The organism is Wenxinia marina DSM 24838, assembly GCF_000379485.1.
Taxonomy (GTDB): domain Bacteria; phylum Pseudomonadota; class Alphaproteobacteria; order Rhodobacterales; family Rhodobacteraceae; genus Wenxinia; species Wenxinia marina.
Genome location: NZ_KB902292.1, coordinates 16,682 through 33,252 on the forward strand (window position 1 = coordinate 16,682; position 16,571 = coordinate 33,252).

A 16,571-nucleotide genomic window follows, 5' to 3' on the forward strand; every position below is an offset into this window, starting at 1 on the left:
CATAGCAGCGAGTTTGAAATGCCGTGTATTCTCTATCTGGTGCATAACCTCGACGATCCAGCCGTCTGGCGGCGCGTCGAAATGCTCGAGGCCGGCGGGGCCGAGGTGCGGATTGCAGGCTTCCGCCGCGGTTCCGGCTCCCTGCCACGTCCAGCCATTGAACTTGGCAGGACGGCAAACGCGAGGATGGCGCAGCGAGTCGCGGTTGTTCTGAGGAACAGGCTTGCTATGAACCCCACGCTGCTGACCGGGCCTCGTCCCGACGTCATTATGGCCCGGAATCTCGAGGTTCTCGCCTTGGCGGCGCCTCTCCGTAAACGTCTCGCTGGTCGCCGGCCCCTCCCTCTCGTATACGAGGTGCTGGACATTCATGGCATGATGATCGGCGAGGGTGTCAGGGCAAGGATGATGCGGCGCGTCGAACGCCGCCTCTGTCGCGAAGTCGATCGGCTGATCGTTTCTTCCCCGGCCTTCGTAGAAAATTATTTCCTGACTTATGGCCAATGCGACGCGCCGGTCAGCTTGGTAGAGAACAAGGTCTGGGCTGCGAACCCCGACGCGCTCATTCCCGGCCCTCGCGATACGTCTCTCACCCGGCCTATCCGCATTGGGTGGTTCGGCGTCCTTCGCTGTAGGTTCTCGTTGCACTGCCTCGACGCAGTGACACGCGCGATGCCGGAGCAGGTGACGGTATCTCTGAGGGGCCGCCCCGCGCTAGACGAAATTCCCGACTTCCATTCGATCATCGACGCGAACCCGCAGCTGGAGTTCGGGGGGCCTTACGCCTACCCCGCTGATCTTCCCGACATCTATGGGGATGTCGACCTGGCATGGCTGGTGGACCGATACGAGGCCGGCGCCAATTCCGAATGGCTACTACCGAACAGGCTTTACGAAAGCGGACTGACCGGGGTCCCGCCAATCGGCCTGAATGGGACCGAAATCGGTCATCGCATCGAACGCGACGACATCGGGCTCGTCCTGGCGAGTGCGACCAGCGAAGCTACCGTCAAGATCCTGCGCAACGTCACCGCCGAGACGCTTCAGGCGTTGCAGCGCCGTCACCAAGCCATTCCAAGGGATGCCTGGGTCGCGAGCGAGGCGGAGTGCCGCGAGCTCGTACGTGTCCTCACCGGCCACTCCGCGGCGACCGGACCGAGACCGAAGCCGCAGACCGCAGAAGTTGGCCAGGACGCGCAGCCGAGTGATCGGGATAATCGGGGTCGGGCCGCCACGATCGCCGGGAACCTGACCACCGCCCCCGCTGATGCCCATGGGTCGGGAGAACCAGGTACAGAAAGCGTCCTTGTCGTAGTGCCCACCTACAACGAGGTGGACCATATCAGCGGCGTCATCGATGAGATCCTTCCGCAGATCAGGCGCCTCGGCAGTGGCAAGGGGAGGCTCGTGATTGCGGATGGCGGATCGACCGACGGCACTCAGGCTGTCGTCGAGTCCCGCGCGTCGGCAGCGACAGAGACCGAGGTGCACCTGATACACAACTCGGAACGCCTGCAGGGCGCAGGAGTGAACCTTGCGGTGGCCAGGTTCGGAGAGGGTATGAAATGGCTTCTCCGAATGGACGCCCATGCCGGCTATCCGGACGACTACCTTGAGAAGCTTCTGGAAGATGCCGAGGATACCGGCGCCGATTGTGTGGTGGTCGCAATGACGGCGGTCGGAGAAACTGCATTGCACCGCGTGATCGCCGTTACTCAGAATTCGCCGATCGGGAACGGGGGCTCGGCTCACCGCAAAGCTGGAAAAGGCGCCTTCGTGGATCACGGGCATCACGCGCTGATGCGTTTGGAAATCTTTCGAAGCGTCGGCGGTTATGACAAGACCTTCTCTCACAACGAGGACGCGGAGCTGGACTTGCGGATCGGGCAAGCGGGCCACCGGATCTGGCTGTCCGGGCGGACGGGACTGAACTACGTCCCGCGTCGGACTCTTTCGGCGCTTGGCCGGCAGTACTTCAACTTTGGGCGTGGGCGGGCGCGAACACTTGCCAAGCACCGCGTCCGGCCGAGGCTTCGCCAGCTCGCAATGATATCCTTGGCCCCAGCGGTCGGATTTGCACTCGCCGGGCTCATCGTCGGGGCGGCAGGTGCCGAGGCGGCCTACCTGCTGGCCATACCAGCCTCGCTCTGGCTGGCGGCCTGCCTCGTTGGTGGGGCAGTCGTCGCGGCTTCGTGCAAAGACTTCTCGGTTCTCCTCGCAGGTCCGATCGCAGCTCTGATGCATTTTTCCTGGTCGATCGGCTACTGGCAACAGACCTTGGCCGGACCTCGTCCAGACACGGGCAGTTCCGCATCGGCACCGCTGCGACAGATCGCGCCGGCCGCGCCCGGGCCCGTCCTCGTCGGGATTTGTACGTTCTGCCGTCCCGAGATCATTGACACGCTCGAGTCCTTGGAAACGCAAATTCTTCCCGAAGGCGTCACGATCTCGATCGTCGTGGCCGACAACGAAACGTCACCAGCGGCTAAATCGCTCGTCGAGGAATTTGCCGCTCGCTCGCGCCATGACGTGACATACCTCCATGCACCCGCCCGAAACATATCGATCGCGAGAAACGCCATTCTTGATACCGCCATGTCCCGCGGCATCGACAGACTCGCGTTTCTCGACGACGATGAACGGTCACCCGAACAATGGATCTCCGCCCTTCTGTCACGGCTGGCTGGTGGCGATTGCGATGTCGTTGTCGGCCCGGTCAGGGCAGTCTACGAACCGGATGCGCCTGCCTGGATGCGGCGGCGGAGAATTCATGACACCGATCCAGAGTTGGGCCCGGACGGGCGGCCAATCGCTGGCCACAGCTGTAATGTGCTAATGGATCTGTCGTCACCGCCGATAAGAGGACTACGGTTCGATCTTGCTCGCGGTCGGACAGGCGGCGAGGACACGGCATTCTTTGAAATGGCACGTCGGGCCGGTGCACGACTGGCTCTGTCGCGTGAAGCGGTTCTTTATGAGCGGGTGCCCCCGGAACGCACGCGGCTCGGCTGGCTCCTGAAGCGGCGTTTCAGGATGGGACAGACCCACGGCGGCCTTCTGAAGGAGAGTGCAGATGCCGTCGGGCTTGTCCGGCACTTCCTCGTGACGCTTCTCAAGATAGCATGGTGCATGGGAGCGACGGCGATCTTCGCATTCGTCGAAGGCAGACGGAAACAGGCGATCCTTCGCGGCGGTCTTCACATTGGAGTTCTGACCGCGCTGGCGGGGTATGGAACCGTAGAAATCTACGGTGGTGATCCGAAGACGTCTGGGTAGTGGACAACTGAGTGTTGCAACGACGTTTCACCCGCCGCGCCTTGTTTATCCTCCAGATTTTGACGTTTTGTTAATAACTGTCCTGCCATATTGTCACCTCGCAACCTGAGGTAGCTAATACATGGCGCTGGGAAATTTCATCTGCGGTCTCATCGTAGCAGCGAGTTTTGCTGCTCTTGCCGGCATGGTCGCAGGCTTCTCGACCCTCAGGACGGTGCTTTTCGTCTACTCCACAATCGTCCTTGTGCAGGTCGCCTACGCCCTCGCCATTACCATGATCGTCCTGCGTAAGGTCCACAGATCGTCGAGTGGTGCGGTTAAGGGTCACCAGAGGGACACGGGCGGACTCGCCTGATCAGGCGGACCCATCCGTCACCTCGCTTATCGTCTCGAGCGAGATGTTCCCGTCGGCTATCCGAAAGACCCGGCTAGAATAGGACAGCATAGATGTCTGGTGCTTGATGAGCAGCACGGCCACGTCAGATCCAAGTTTCCGATCGACTGCCCGATCCGACGTTGGTTGAACTCTCCACAGCCGATGTTCCTTCGTCGAGGATCAGAAGTGAAGGTTTCCGCTACATGGCCCGCGCGATCGAGATCCTCTGCCGCTCACCGCCGGACGGCAGACCGGCTCGCTCACCCACTCGCGCGGCCTCGCCGCGGCGAGGCAGTGCCTCATCAGGATGGGGCTCAAGCCCTACGAAGCACACCTCCAGCGGTGGCTGGTCAAGTCGCTACATCAACAGCATTTCGTTCGAACCGACCGCTATGGGGCGTTGACCTTCACCACGGCCTAAGGCAGCTAGGAACACTTGGGCTGTCCGAGGTCAGTCCATTGCTTGAACAATAGCAGGTCGGTCAGTCACGAGGGCGTTACCTATCCCTACCCCGCCCCCACCGACGGCGCGCTCCTGGCCGCGATGAGCTCGGTTTGTGGCCTGGCAAAGCACGAGTCCTCTAGGTCTCACTTGATGATCTCCGCGGCCGCCGTCGCCGCAGCAGGCCCGCGCACCGCATGGAGAGGCGGGCAGACTTTCTCCGCCTTCGCTCGACTCTCGATTTCGCGCTTAATGTGCTCTACGTTCTTCAAGGAAAATCAGATCGCCTCGCCTTGCTCGGAATGACCTCTGAAGAGACTTGCCCTGCTAGTCGTAAATCCGACTCAACTGGGGCCGACCCTGCACCGTCAGCGCTACTTGCTGTGGCAGCTCAACGGCTCGCGTCCCCTGCCCTTTCTCAGGGATGCGATCGCAAGCATCCGATCTGAGGCTCTGCGCTCCGGTCTCGAGTGGGTCTCGTCCAGGACCCGTTATGGGAAAAAAGAGAAATGACTGAGACCATCGCCGACGTTACGGCCATCATCGCAGCGTTCAACGCGCAGGCAACTATTGGTCGCTCCGTGCAATCGGCCTTGTTTCAACCGGAAACCGCAGAGGTTCTCGTCATTGACGATGCTTCGCAGGATGGTACGCGAGACGTGGTCACCGAAATCGCCGGGTCCGACGCCCGCGTCCGTCTGATCGCCATGCAGCGGAACGGCGGACCGGCCGTTGCGAGGAACCGGGGATTGGACGAGGCGGCCCACGACCGGATCGCAATTCTTGATTCTGACGACCTTTTTCTGCCGTCACGGTTGTCGCGACTCTATATGGCCGGCGCGGCGGAGATCATCGCCGACAACATCGTTTTTGCCAATCCCGACAAAGTCGACGAGGTGATACGCCGCGACTGGGGCTCCTCCCCTCCAGGCTTCGCCAACGTCAGTGCAGAAGATTTTGTGCGGGGGAACCTAAGGCGGCATGGTTTGGCGCGCGGCGAACTGGGATTTCTCAAACCGGTTCTTTCGCTCAATTTTCTTCGCAAACACGGACTGCGATATGACGAAACGCTTCGCCTCGGCGAGGACTACGACCTCTACTTGCGAATGCTTCTGGCTGGAGCGCGCATGAGGCTGACGCGCGCTCCCGGCTACTTGGCAATGATCCGCGAGTCCTCGCTCAGCGCGCGGCACACGACGGAGGATCTTTTAAACCTGCACGAAGTATTCGGTCGGCATCTCGACGCAGCAACGGATCCCGGCCTAGTGTCCGCGATCCGGGCATATCGAAAGGAGATCCGGGTCCGACTCGACCATCGGCGCGTATTGGACTTCAAACGCAACCGCGGCGCGTTTGCTGCCTTGACCTATGCATTCGGCCGGCCGGGCCGGCCGGGGCCCGTTCTGGCGGCTATCGCACGGGACAAGCTTAGAATATCGTCGACGGCGGCGAAGGAAGCGTCGGAGGAGGGGTTCCGCCTGCTTCTGAGTTAGACTTTATGTCTATCCGTCAGGCATCCGGTGCCCGGTGTCGTCGTAGTGCACTATACGCGAAGTCTCGGGATCCGGCAGGTAGCCCAAGGCGCGTTCTCCCGCCGCTCCGACCACGTGCAGCTCGAGGACCCCCTTCGAATGTTCTGTCGCCAGACTGCAGGCAAGATACCGATCGATCGCGCCACCGTCGAGCCCGGGCGGCGGGGGGACATCGAGTCTCAGCGTCGTCGCCGGCAGGTCCGGCGGAGCCGGCATGCCCGCCCCCACGAGAAGGATCGGCCGTGTTTCCGTTTCCGGCACCGACCGGGCCAGGTGGGCTGCTCTCCGTCTGCGATCCATGAGGCTGTCGAGGAGATGCAAGGCGAGCCGCGGTGATTTCACAAGGGCGGCGAGAGCGGCAAACGCACGCCGACCCTTGATCTGACCGACGAGGCGCTCGTAACGACATGCTTGGCCGAGTAGACGAAGGCGACGGTCCAGGGCGTGGCGGGTTTCGCGGTCGATCACGCGATCCTTGCCGATTCGATCCATCGCCGACATCCGGCGATCCAGAGCATCCACAGAAAGGCGGTGGGAAATAGATTCGGAATGCCGGCGATAAAGGTAGCTGGGATCAGGTATCAACCGGTATACTGCGCCACCAAGGAGAAGACGCAGACAAAGGTCGAAGTCCTCTCCAATCGTCAGGACTTCGTCGTAGCGCAAATTGGCAAGGCAATCGCGGCGTATTAGCGGCTTCAGGTAACCGAGAGAAGTCGTGCCGCTAAATCCCATATCGCTCAGCAGCAGGTCGACGGCCGTGATCTGCGGAAGTGAGTCTGCGCGGCTACCCAGAACGGTCCGACCGGCTGCCGTCGGGGTCCCAAAAGGGACGAGGTCGTCGGCGATCATATCTGCGTTCATCGCGTCCGCTGCAGCGAGAAGGCGCTCGATACGCGACGGATGAACAAGGTCATCCGAATCTACCACCGCGATCCAGGTCCCGCTGGACGCATCGAGGGCGACGTTGCGAGCGGCAGCCGGTCCCAAGTTCTTGCCCAGCGTGATCGGCTTTAGCCGTGCATCCAAGGCTGCCTCGTGTCGGAGGATCTCAGCGCTGCCGTCCTGCGAGTTGTCGTCGACAACGATCAGTTCGATCTGTCGGTAAGTCTGAGCGAGAACAGAACGGATCGCCGCTTGCAGGAACGGAGCGCCGCGGTAATTCGGCATGATGACCGACACGAGTGGAGGCACGGCGAAATCGCCGGACTGCCGACGATCGGAACCGCCTTCGATCTGCAAACCGCTCAAGAGGTTTCGCTGGACCTTAGGACTGCGGGTATCGTCCTCAACAGAATGCCGATGTCGGTCTTCATGCAAGTCCGGGACACGTAGAGCCGGTCGAAAGCGATCCGCCGGCCGTAGCTCGTCCGGCTCCTGCCGCTGACCTGCCAGAGACCTGTCACGCCCGGCCGTGCCTGCACGTAATAACGCGCTGACATTCCGTAGCGCTGCAGTTCCAGTTCTACGACGGGACGCGGTCCGACAAGGCTCATGTCGCCCTTGAGCACATTGAATAGCTGCGGCAGTTCATCGAGACTTAACTTCCTCAGATACCGGCCCACCGTCGTCACACGAGGATCGAACGCAAGCTTCTGCGTCGTTTCCCATTCAAGACGGGCCTCTGGGTGAGTGTCCAGCCAACGGCTTAAGACGACGTCGCCATCTGCACGCATCGTCCGAAACTTGTAGCACTTGAACCTGCGGTTGTCGTATCCAACCCGCGAATGACCATAGAGCGCCCCACCCGACGAAGTGAGTGTCACAAGAAGCGCTAGCCAGACGAACATCGGCGCAAGCACCAATATCAAGATCAGCGCAATGGAAATGTCCATCAGTCGCTTCGAACGCCCTCCGGCAGGTTCGTGCATGCTTTTGCTAAGCCCGTCTGGCATTGCAAAGGTAACACTTGGCACGACCAATCCGGGCCTGACGTGCACACGGTTTAGGGTCAGGCTCTTCATACAATCCAGTCCTTCAAACAACCAACAAGTAAGGACGGCTTCAACCGTTGAATACGAACGAGGCCGTGCAAGTGAAGTTTTGCACGTCGATCGCCCTCGGCCGGGCCGCCCCATTTCTGCCTAAATAACGCCTTAATGGGGCCAAGGCAAACCTTGTTGGACAGCGGAGCTTCAGGAATCCGTGGGCAGACAAATTTTGTGCCCACTGGAAGCTTAAATGCCTATAAAATAACGGTTCTGAGCCTCCCAGGTCCGTTCGCCAAGCTCGGAAACAGTCTGTTTCTCCACTAGACCTGATCGGGAGAAAGGGTCGGCGTAGGCCGTTGACGGTCGCGCGGACGCAACGACAGGATCGTTAGCATAGGAGCGCTCGGTGCTACCTTAACCTGCCGTCCACGGGACCGGCAGCAGCCAAGCGAAAACCTTGCAGGAGAGAAGGCGTTTCTACCGATCGTTGGTCTGCCGAGTTGCACGAGGGCCGCGCCTCGGGCCGCCGCGGCACGTTCTTCGATATCAATGGGCCTGCGCTCCCTATCGGTCTGCACCAACCTCGGATCGAGCTCGGAACTCGATTGGCTTGCAAAGCTGTCGAGGTTGATCTCAGCGAACAGTTCGACCGAAAAGATGTCGCCTTCGACGAACTCTTCCGGCCGGATCTAGAGCGAGCCCTGCCGCTACTCCGTGGCAAGCGGCTCCGTCTGGTCGATGCCGGGACCTTCGTCACCTTCATTTTGAGCAGGCTCCGCGGTGCGAGCTCCGTAGTCGCCGATGCTGGCGTCCGATGTGCCTTGCTCCGTCGGTGACTCAAGTCCAACCGCATCCGGACCCTCAAGACCGAGCGAAATGACGCCCTGACCCATGTCTTGCGCCAGGACGACTTCTATTACGTCACCGCTCCTGATGAAGGTGTCCCGATCAGCCGCGATGTGTTCGACACTTCCGCCGCTCACCCTCGTGATGTTGAATTCGGGCAACCCGTCGACACTGGATCGTATCAGTCCGGTGCCGGTATCGAGCGCCTCTGAATAGAGGGCAGCTTCAGTCTCCATCTCGACCCGCAATCTCTCGACCGCGCTCCGCTGCTGCAGTAACCCCTCGACAAGATCCAGCTCGCGAGAGTTGATGAGCTGAAGGCGATCACGCGCTGCGTCGTTCAGGTCCTGCTCCGCGTTGAGGCGAGCCGTCTCGAGTTCGAGCCGCCTTACCTGCTGATCTGCGACCTGTCGTTCCAGTCCGCTTAGTCTATCCGCGCGGGAAAGGCCCTGATTTACCAGGTTCTCCGCGACCGACAGTTCCTCATTCAACAGGTCGAGCTGTTCGTCGCGAAGCTCGAGCTGTCGATCGAAACGGGAGATCTGTTCGCGCAGCAGCGTCTCGAGTTCGGCGATCTGCGCAAGCGAGGCGTCGATTGCCGACTCGCGCGATATCATGATCTGCCGTTCTTGCTGGATGATTTGCACGCCCATGGGGAATTCGGCAAGCTCGTCGGGAACGACGATGTCGCGATCCTCGAGTTCCGCGGACAACCGCGCCACTGTGGCAAGTCGCCGAAACAGTTCGAGCTGAAGGACCCTGTAGCGGCCCATCGAGTAGACCGCGTCGCGGTCACCCCTCATGAGGAGCGAAGACCCGCCAGGCAGACCGCCGGCCTGGCCAATTGCCTGGAGCACGGTCATTCCGGGTATGTAGTCGTAGGCACCCGGCGCGCGAACATCACCCGACACGAAGTAGGTACCGTAGTCGACGATTGTCACGCCCGCCTGCATGTAGCCACTGAGACCAAGCTGCTGCTGTACCCTCTCGACGATCTCATCGGACACCTCCGCCGTGGTGCGACTGTTCACGTCGAGAGCGCCCACGACGGGCAGGTTCAGTATTCCGTCGGGACCGATGACAAATTCGCCGCCAAGTGTGTCCCACGCCGTGTAGGATTCGGTCAGGGGATCCCAGCGGCCGATCTTAAGGAGGACGCTTTGGTTGGGCGCGAGCGAGAAAGCGTCGCCCGGGAGTGTGTCCGCCGATTGGGCGAAGGATGCCGTCGCGGTTCCGAGGACCGCCAGCGCTGCGGTCCTCAGAAGAGACAGGGTCCGAAAAACAAGGTCAGGCATAGGTCTCACGTTCTTCGAAACTGCGATGGCTCATGTATCGGCGGGCGTTCGTGACATCAGCCCCGTCCAGAACGGTAGTCAGCAACGTGTCGGCGAAGCTTTCCCGGTCCTTCAGAGCATCCGACAGATAATCCGGCAGTACCTTACCCCAAGGAATTAGCAGGACTGTTGCGTCGCAGGCGAGAGGCTGAACCTTCAAGTTCCCAGCCGAGGTCAGAGGCGGCAGCACGGTAAGGATGTAGCGGTAGTTATCCTTCAGATCGTCTTCAACCATCGTTTCGTCGCCTTGAAACTCTATGCCGTCGGCGCGTTCAGGATTGGCGCGTACGGCGTTGAGCGAAATTCGGTGGGGACTTCCCGGAATGCCCGTTTTGGTATGTCTTCTTCGAGCTCCGGTATCGGGAATCACGACGAGAACCTTTTGCCTGGAGTCCTTAGCCAGTCGCTCCGCCAATTCGTCCACGAAATCGGACTGGCCGCGGATCGTGTCGTCTAGGGGAGCGATGCCGATCAGCTTCGGCCCCCCGCGCACAGCACTCTCGCAAATTCTCGCTACGCGATCCAAGGTACGGGTCCGAGTACTGCGATCGGTTCGGCTTGACTTACCTCGAGGGATCAGCCCGGCGCACCCCACTCCCACAATCTCCCGCACGGCCGAGGGAGTACGAAGCGGCTTCGATCTCATTTCGCGCATGGCAGCGATCATCATGCCGATGAATCCCCCGAGGAAAGCGCCTGCCAAGAGCATGGCCCTCTTTTGAGGGCTGGAGGGTGCCGCAGGAACCTCCGCTTCGGTTATGACCTTAACTGCGGCAATCGGGAAACCTTGCTGCTGGCTCGCGACTTCGTAGCGCTGGAGGTACTGGCGGTGGATCGCGTCAAACGTCTGCGCACGCGCCTCGAGCTGCTGCAAATGGCCGCGGAGGGAATAGTCGAGGTTTCCGCTCGAGGTGGCTGCATCGAGATCGCCTCGCAGCGAGTTCTCCCGGCTGAGCGCGACATTGTAGGCGATACGCGCCGCTTCGGTCGCCTGATCGAGTTCAAGACGATTGGTTTCCTCAAGGTCCGTCAGGGCCTGCTTCAACTGCAGGGCCTGCGGATGATCTTCGCCGAACTGTGCGACGAGCCGGCGGTAGCGGAGTTGGGTGTCGATATATTCCCGCCTGAGGTCCTGAGAAGCGAGGCTCTCTCCCTCCACCGCATCTGGAACGGCAACGACGGTCGCGCCGTCTTCCGCCTGCTCCCGCAGCGACTCCAAGCTTAAATACTGAGCCTGCCGTTCCGCAGTCGCTGCCGCCGCCGAGACAAGCTGGCTGGCTAGTTCAGAGATCTGCTGTTCGTTTAGAAGCTCACCCCGGACGGAATAGAGGTCGTTGTCCTGTCTGAACTGCTGGAGGTTCGAGGCGGCTTCGAGGCTCAGTTGTTCCAAAACGTCGATCCGTTCCTCTAGCCAGTCCGCCGCATTGCCTGCGACCTCACCTGTCGCTTCTAGCTGAAAGCGTTCGTATACCGCACCGTAGGCCCGTGCGATCTGAGTGGCGCGAATGGGGTCGACGTCGCGGACGGCGATTTCGATTACGAAGCTCAATCCCACACGCCGCACCTCAATCCGCGACCGGAGGAGCCGGGCGGCGATCTCGCGGGGGGAAAGTGCTTGCACCTCCTGCAGAACCGCCTCCGCCGTCGCCCCCTGGCCGGTCTCCGTGCTGTTTGGCATTGTGGTAGCGGGCGCCGCCGGGGTCAGGACCTGCCGGATCGGATCTAACACAGCCGAGACCGATGCGAGAATCCCCGGGACAAGATCGGTCGGAGGCGACAGGAACATGGCATCCTCGTCGAGGTCAAGACGATCGACCACGCCTAAGGCTACGGCCTGCGACTTGATTATCTCGATCTCGCTCTGCACAGCCGAATCCGAGCGAATGGCGCTTGGCAGCGGTGAGACTTCATTGAGAAGTTCGGCTCTCTCCGCGTCCAGAAGGACGGTTTCGACCGCGGTATATTGCGGCACAGTTCCGAGAATGATCAGAACGGCGACCGTGATGCCTAAGACGGCGGAACTGACGATCACGAATATCTGCCGGCGGACGGCACGCAGGAGGCGACCGATGTCAATCTCCCCTCGGATATCCGATCCATGGGTCGGAGGAGCGGGGATTGCCCCACCGATACGATCGTCACTCACGGGGGCTACCTTTGTGTCTGACCTTAAAGGGTGACGCGTCTCATAAAAAACCGTCATCACGTGACTCCTCAGTAAGCCGGCAGAGCGGTGACATGTTCGCCACCGACGGCATTTCGAGCCCGCGTGACCCGAAGATGATCAAACAGATGCAGCAACACGAAACTCACGAGAAACGTCCCTGCCGTATACGAAGTGATGAAGTCCACCTCAGACACCGACCTGAGAAGAAAAAGTAGGGCAAGCGCGGCACACAGGACGACCGAACCATTCGCTCTGGCCGCAACGAGCGCCCGCATGGGCAAGACCAGAAGAAGCACGCAGATCGCAGATATCGCGCCGAGCCCCAGAAGGCCGAGGTCTACGAAGGACTGAACCAGAAGATTGTGGAAGTGGAACCCCGTCCGACCCGTGATGTAGAACTCATCCCACAGCCGCTCGGCATCGGGCCGTCCGGCGACCCAGAACGCGTTGTATCCTAGTCCGAGGATCGGACGCGCGCCTCCGATCTCGATCGCCTGGTTCCAGAGATACGTCCGGCCCGTCAGCGTAGCATCCTTGCCGAAGGCGGCAAGGACCGCGTCGAAAGCGCCGGCCCGGTAGGCTGTGATTGCTGTCGCTAAGGCGCCGCTGACCAGCAGCGTCACCGCGGCACGGCGTTGCATGGGCGCCAGGGCGACGATGATCCGGGCAAGGAAAAAAGTTGCGAGCGCCGCCCCGGCGGTCAACAACGAAGTCGCCGAGTCCGAAAGGAACATCAATCTGGCCGAAATGACGGTTGTGATCACCGCGAAGATTACGACGGGCCGAGGGGCCCGGAAGAGACCAATCAGCGACAGAGAGAAGATGATGGCCAGCGTCGCTTGGTAGCCGAGTTGGTTCTTGGAGGCAAAGGCACCCGTGAAGGCGTAGGTGCCATCGATGAAGTCATAGGAATAACCTCCGTTAATCATCGAGTAGATCATGATAAACAAGCCGCCGATCGACCCGCCGAGCGCAAGGTTCGGCACCGACGTCATCCGGGCAGCTATCAGTGCGCAGGCGACGGTCGTGCCGTACTGGATGGAGGAACGTAGTGTCGTCGAGGGGGCCTCGCTCCAGATCACGGACGCCACGAACAGCGCTGAGACGCCGAGAAGCGCCAGGACCGGCCAGGGACGTCGCAGAAGGAGCCACGGCGCGAACATCAGCGGCCCAAACCAGACGCTATAGAAAAGCAGGATCGACACCTGCCCCAACCGTGTCGAATAGGCGAACACGAACAGCGACAACGCGATGGCGGGCACCACGTACCAGGCGTTGCAGTCCGGATTCAGGATACGTTTCTTGTCGACCCTCATTGACCGCGCGCCACCAAAACCGACCGGCGCCGCCTGCCGCCGACGCTCCGGAAAGTGACGGAAACCCTCTCGTCCGAGGGCGCAGAACAGGCAGCGGACGCCGGACTCATTCGGATTCGATCGAGCTGGTCGTCGCCACCTCAGCCTCGCAGAGCACCGAGCCCTCGAAGTGACAATCGTGGCCGAGGGGGGTGTAAGCGACCCAGTCGACCCTCATTTGCTGAGGGGCGGAGGCGGGGTCGAAACTGCCCATCCATTCGACCAGTTGATCGGTCGACCAGATGCTGAGATAGATCTTCTGAACCAGGTTCGGGATGTTGTCTCCTTCCACCTCCCGAACTAGGTCGCCATCAATGTACCATTGTATGCTATCCGATCGCCAAGTCATTGAATAGGTTCGGAAGCTGTCGTCGGCGGGCATGTCGACGAGTTCCTCGTGGTCGTGCTCATCCCCACGATGGAAGTTGGTCTGCAGGACCGGGCTTCGCGGCGCAATGAACTCGAAGTCGATTTCGTTGTGGACCTGGTTCTGAGGCGCGCCGACGAAGGTGAAGAAATTCGCGTTCAGGCCAGTCGCGAACGGGATCTGCGCACGCATCTCGAACGTCCCGTAGCCGTAGCGCCCCTCGCTCTGGATCTCTGCGCAAGCGAGTGACACATCGGCGTCTTGGACATCGGCATCCGTGATGGACAAGACAAGTTGACCATCCGTGACCGCGACGTTGCGTCTCGACCAGAGGCAGTTCTGATGGCTGCCGTTCGACCAGCCATCGGACACGAACCACCGCCCGGCGTCGAGACGGTCGAAATTGTCGAGGAATTCACCCTCGGCAGCCGACGCAGGACAGCTTCCGGCAAGTGCTAAGACCAGTGCTATACAGCGAGCCGTCCTGCTCATCTCGTCATCCCTTACCAAGTTTCGCCCACCCCTGCGAACCCGCGAACCGATGCGCATGCAGGCTGAGCCAGGGCTGGCGTAGTTTCCAAGTATTTTCCAGCCTTGAATGTTCAAAAGCCAGAGAGAAGCTCCTGTGCTTCGCGCGCAGGGAGCTTTTTGAGCAAAACCTCTCTAGGGGTTGCTGTAAGACGAACACGAACGGTGCTGTCAGACTAACGCAAACCAGTCTCAGTTTGCCGCGGATGAGCTGCCCCTACCCCGCGTAGTGAACCGCACCGGGTTTTGAACCGCCCCAGGTTTCCCGGAGGCTGGTTGGTTTGGGTTACGCAGCTTGCGGCTGCATGTCGATCTGCGCGTAGTAGGCGGCCTCTGCCTCGGCTGGCGGGATATGACTGATCGGCGCGCGCAGGCGGCGGTTGTTGTGAGGGGCCAGTGCGCCACTGATTCCAGCACGGCCCCGAACGAGACGAAGCCCCGCCAGGTCGCCACGTAGGTGAAGTCACTCACCCAAAGCCGGTTGGGCGCCGCGGCCTGGAACTGCCGGTTCACCTTGTCGCGCGGGCATGGCTGGGCCGGGTCAGGGATCGTCGTCCTGATCCGCTTGCCGCGGACGACGCCTTGCAAGCCCATGGCGCGCATCAGCCTCTCCACCGTGCAACGCGCGACGTCGAAGCCTTCCCGCAGCAGTTGGCGCCAGGCCTTCCGGGTGCCGTAGACGCCGAAGTTCTCGGCATGGACGCGGGCGATCTCGACCCGCAGCTCGGCGTCCCGCTTGGCGCGATCGGGCAGTCGAGAAGGATCGTCCTTTCGCGCCCGGTGCGCGTGATACGTCGAAGGGGCGATCGGCAACTGGCGGCAGATCGGCTCGACCCCGTAGGGCGCCCGATGGTCGTCGATGAACGCGATCATCGCTTCAATGGGCGGTCGAGCTCCGCCTGCGCAAAAACGCGTGCGCCAATGTCTCTCGGACCATTGGCGATCCATCGGCACACCCTTCCTGAGGATCTCGTTGGCCTGGCGGAGCTCCCGCACCTCGCGCTCCAGCGTCTTCACCCGCGCCGCCTCCTCAGCTCGAGCTTCGGCACCTGGCACCACTGCCCGCTCAGCCTCGCGCACCCACCGCCGCAGCGTCTCCGCCGTGCAACCGATCTTCGGCGCGATCGACTTGATCGCCGCCCACTGGCTCCCATGGTCGGCCGCGTGATCGCCCACCATCCGAACCGCCCGTTCGCGCACCTCAGGCGCGTATCTCACTGATGTCGTCCCCATGGCTCCGTCCTCTCACAGGCTGAAGCCCTTGGGAAACCCGGTGCGGTTCATTTCCCGATGGTGTCCCAGCTCGTGGTGTAGCTGATGGCGGGCCTCGCGCTCTGTTGCGGGCCGAGCAGGTCAGTCGCGCTGCGCAGCAGGCAGGCTGACCATGACATCATCGCAGACCGGCGCGAGCGTTTCCAGCGTCAGGTAACGGCCGCGCTGGACGGTCCATTCTTCAGTCTGCTCCATCAGGATCGCGTCGACGAGCCTGCGGATCGAGCTCTCATTCGGGAAGATGCCAACGATATCGGTGCGCCGCTTGATCTCGCCGTTCAGGCGCTCGATCGGATTTGTGCTGTGAAGCTTGGCGCGGTGCTGGGCCGGGAAGGTCATGTAGGCCAGCAAGGGTGCTGTCAGACTAATGCGAACCAGTCTCAGTTTGCGGCGGACGAGCTTCCCCTACCCCGCATAGAGGCCGCGCCACTCCTCTAATGCGGCGGTGCGGTTCGTCCTGAAGATGGATCGGCTAGAGAGGCTGCGCTCGAGATTGAAGTGGTTGTAGACGGAGGAGTGGACGGCGGCGAACTTTTGACGACTTCGCATCCGCCGGAAGCGAAGAATCGCCCTCTCCCGCCTTCGGAGCGGCAGGTGTGAGTTCTCTGCCCTGTTGTTGATCCAACGACCATCCAACTGCTGCTTGCCCTGCAGGTCGAGTTGTCGAAGGGCGGCTCCGTAGGTCCGGAGCCGGTCGGTGACCAGGACTTCTGGCCGACCGTGTCGGCGCAGCAGTTTCTTCAGGAAACGCAGGGCTGCCGCGCGATCCCGGGTCTTGGTGACGACCGCCTCCAGCACCTCGCCCTCGTGGTCGATGGCGCGCCAGAGGTAGTGCGTCTTGCCGCTGATCTTCACGAAGACCTTGTCGAGGTGCCACTGCCATCTGCTGGACCGCAGGCTCTGTATTCGGCACCGCCGGATCTCCGCCGCGAACATCGGCCCGAACCTGTTCCACCAGTAGCGCACGGTGTCGTGGCTGACCTCGATGCCGCGCTCATGCAGGAGGTCCTCGACGTTCCTGAGCGAGAGCGGGAAGCGGACATACAGCATCACCGCCAGGCGGATGATCTCGGGGCTGGTCTTGAAGTAACGGAACGGGTTCGGCTGGGTCATCCGACGAGGCAAGGTCCGCACCCTGCCCCGCT

The 16,571-nt window shown here is 61.4% G+C and carries 10 protein-coding genes, 2 pseudogenes and 1 other annotated feature; of the genes and pseudogenes, 3 read left to right on the forward strand and 9 right to left on the reverse strand.

Annotated elements, in window-relative coordinates; all coding sequences use genetic code 11:
• Positions 1-18: 18 nt before the first annotated feature.
• The 3 genes from A37W_RS23570 to A37W_RS21630 all read left to right on the forward strand — a co-directional run bounded on the left by A37W_RS23570 (position 19) and on the right by A37W_RS21630 (position 5,587).
• Positions 19-3,276, forward strand: a complete 3,258-nt coding sequence (locus A37W_RS23570) for a glycosyltransferase (RefSeq protein ID WP_086017000.1) — start codon at positions 19-21, stop codon at positions 3,274-3,276.
• Positions 3,277-3,397: 121 nt separating this feature from the next.
• Complete coding sequence (locus A37W_RS23745; protein WP_156169355.1) at positions 3,398-3,631, forward strand: hypothetical protein; 234 nt, start codon at positions 3,398-3,400, stop codon at positions 3,629-3,631.
• 972 nt (positions 3,632-4,603) lie between these two features.
• The gene (locus tag A37W_RS21630; protein WP_018303226.1) at positions 4,604-5,587 is read left to right on the forward strand and encodes a glycosyltransferase family 2 protein; all 984 of its coding nucleotides are present in this window, start codon (positions 4,604-4,606) and stop codon (positions 5,585-5,587) included.
• Positions 5,588-5,596: 9 nt separating this feature from the next.
• On the opposite strand, the gene A37W_RS21635 is transcribed toward A37W_RS21630, so the two are convergent.
• The 9 genes and pseudogenes from A37W_RS21635 to A37W_RS0111745 all read right to left on the reverse strand — a co-directional run bounded on the left by A37W_RS21635 (position 5,597) and on the right by A37W_RS0111745 (position 16,539).
• Positions 5,597-6,868 carry a glycosyltransferase family 2 protein gene (locus A37W_RS21635; protein WP_157236480.1) on the reverse strand — a complete coding sequence of 424 codons (1,272 nt, stop codon included), beginning with the start codon at positions 6,866-6,868 and terminating at the stop codon, positions 5,597-5,599.
• Positions 6,869-6,873: 5 nt separating this feature from the next.
• Positions 6,874-7,590, reverse strand: a complete 717-nt coding sequence (locus A37W_RS0111710) for a sugar transferase (RefSeq protein WP_229666041.1) — start codon at positions 7,588-7,590, stop codon at positions 6,874-6,876.
• Positions 7,591-8,264: 674 nt separating this feature from the next.
• Complete coding sequence (locus A37W_RS0111715; protein WP_018303229.1) at positions 8,265-9,698, reverse strand: polysaccharide biosynthesis/export family protein; 1,434 nt, start codon at positions 9,696-9,698, stop codon at positions 8,265-8,267.
• On the reverse strand, positions 9,691-11,883 hold the full coding sequence (locus tag A37W_RS0111720; protein ID WP_157236481.1) for a GumC family protein: 2,193 nt from the start codon (positions 11,881-11,883) through the stop codon (positions 9,691-9,693). The genes A37W_RS0111715 and A37W_RS0111720 overlap by 8 nt, the downstream gene beginning before the upstream one ends.
• Positions 11,884-11,951: 68 nt before the next feature.
• Positions 11,952-13,220, reverse strand: coding sequence for an O-antigen ligase family protein (locus A37W_RS21640; protein WP_018303231.1), 1,269 nt, complete (start codon positions 13,218-13,220; stop codon positions 11,952-11,954).
• 106 nt (positions 13,221-13,326) lie between these two features.
• Positions 13,327-14,118, reverse strand: coding sequence for a family 16 glycosylhydrolase (locus A37W_RS0111730; RefSeq protein WP_026198452.1), 792 nt, complete (start codon positions 14,116-14,118; stop codon positions 13,327-13,329).
• A 411-nt stretch (positions 14,119-14,529) separates the two neighbouring features.
• Positions 14,530-15,387 (reverse strand): annotated as a pseudogene (locus A37W_RS23265) (IS3 family transposase); the annotation flags it as partial.
• Positions 14,953-15,068, reverse strand: a sequence feature (AL1L pseudoknot). (Overlaps the previous pseudogene by 116 nt.)
• Positions 15,388-15,507: 120 nt before the next feature.
• Positions 15,508-15,777: pseudogene (locus A37W_RS0111740) on the reverse strand (transposase); the annotation flags it as partial.
• A 54-nt stretch (positions 15,778-15,831) separates the two neighbouring features.
• On the reverse strand, positions 15,832-16,539 hold the full coding sequence (locus A37W_RS0111745) for an IS6 family transposase (protein ID WP_018303234.1): 708 nt from the start codon (positions 16,537-16,539) through the stop codon (positions 15,832-15,834).
• Positions 16,540-16,571: the final 32 nt, after the last annotated feature.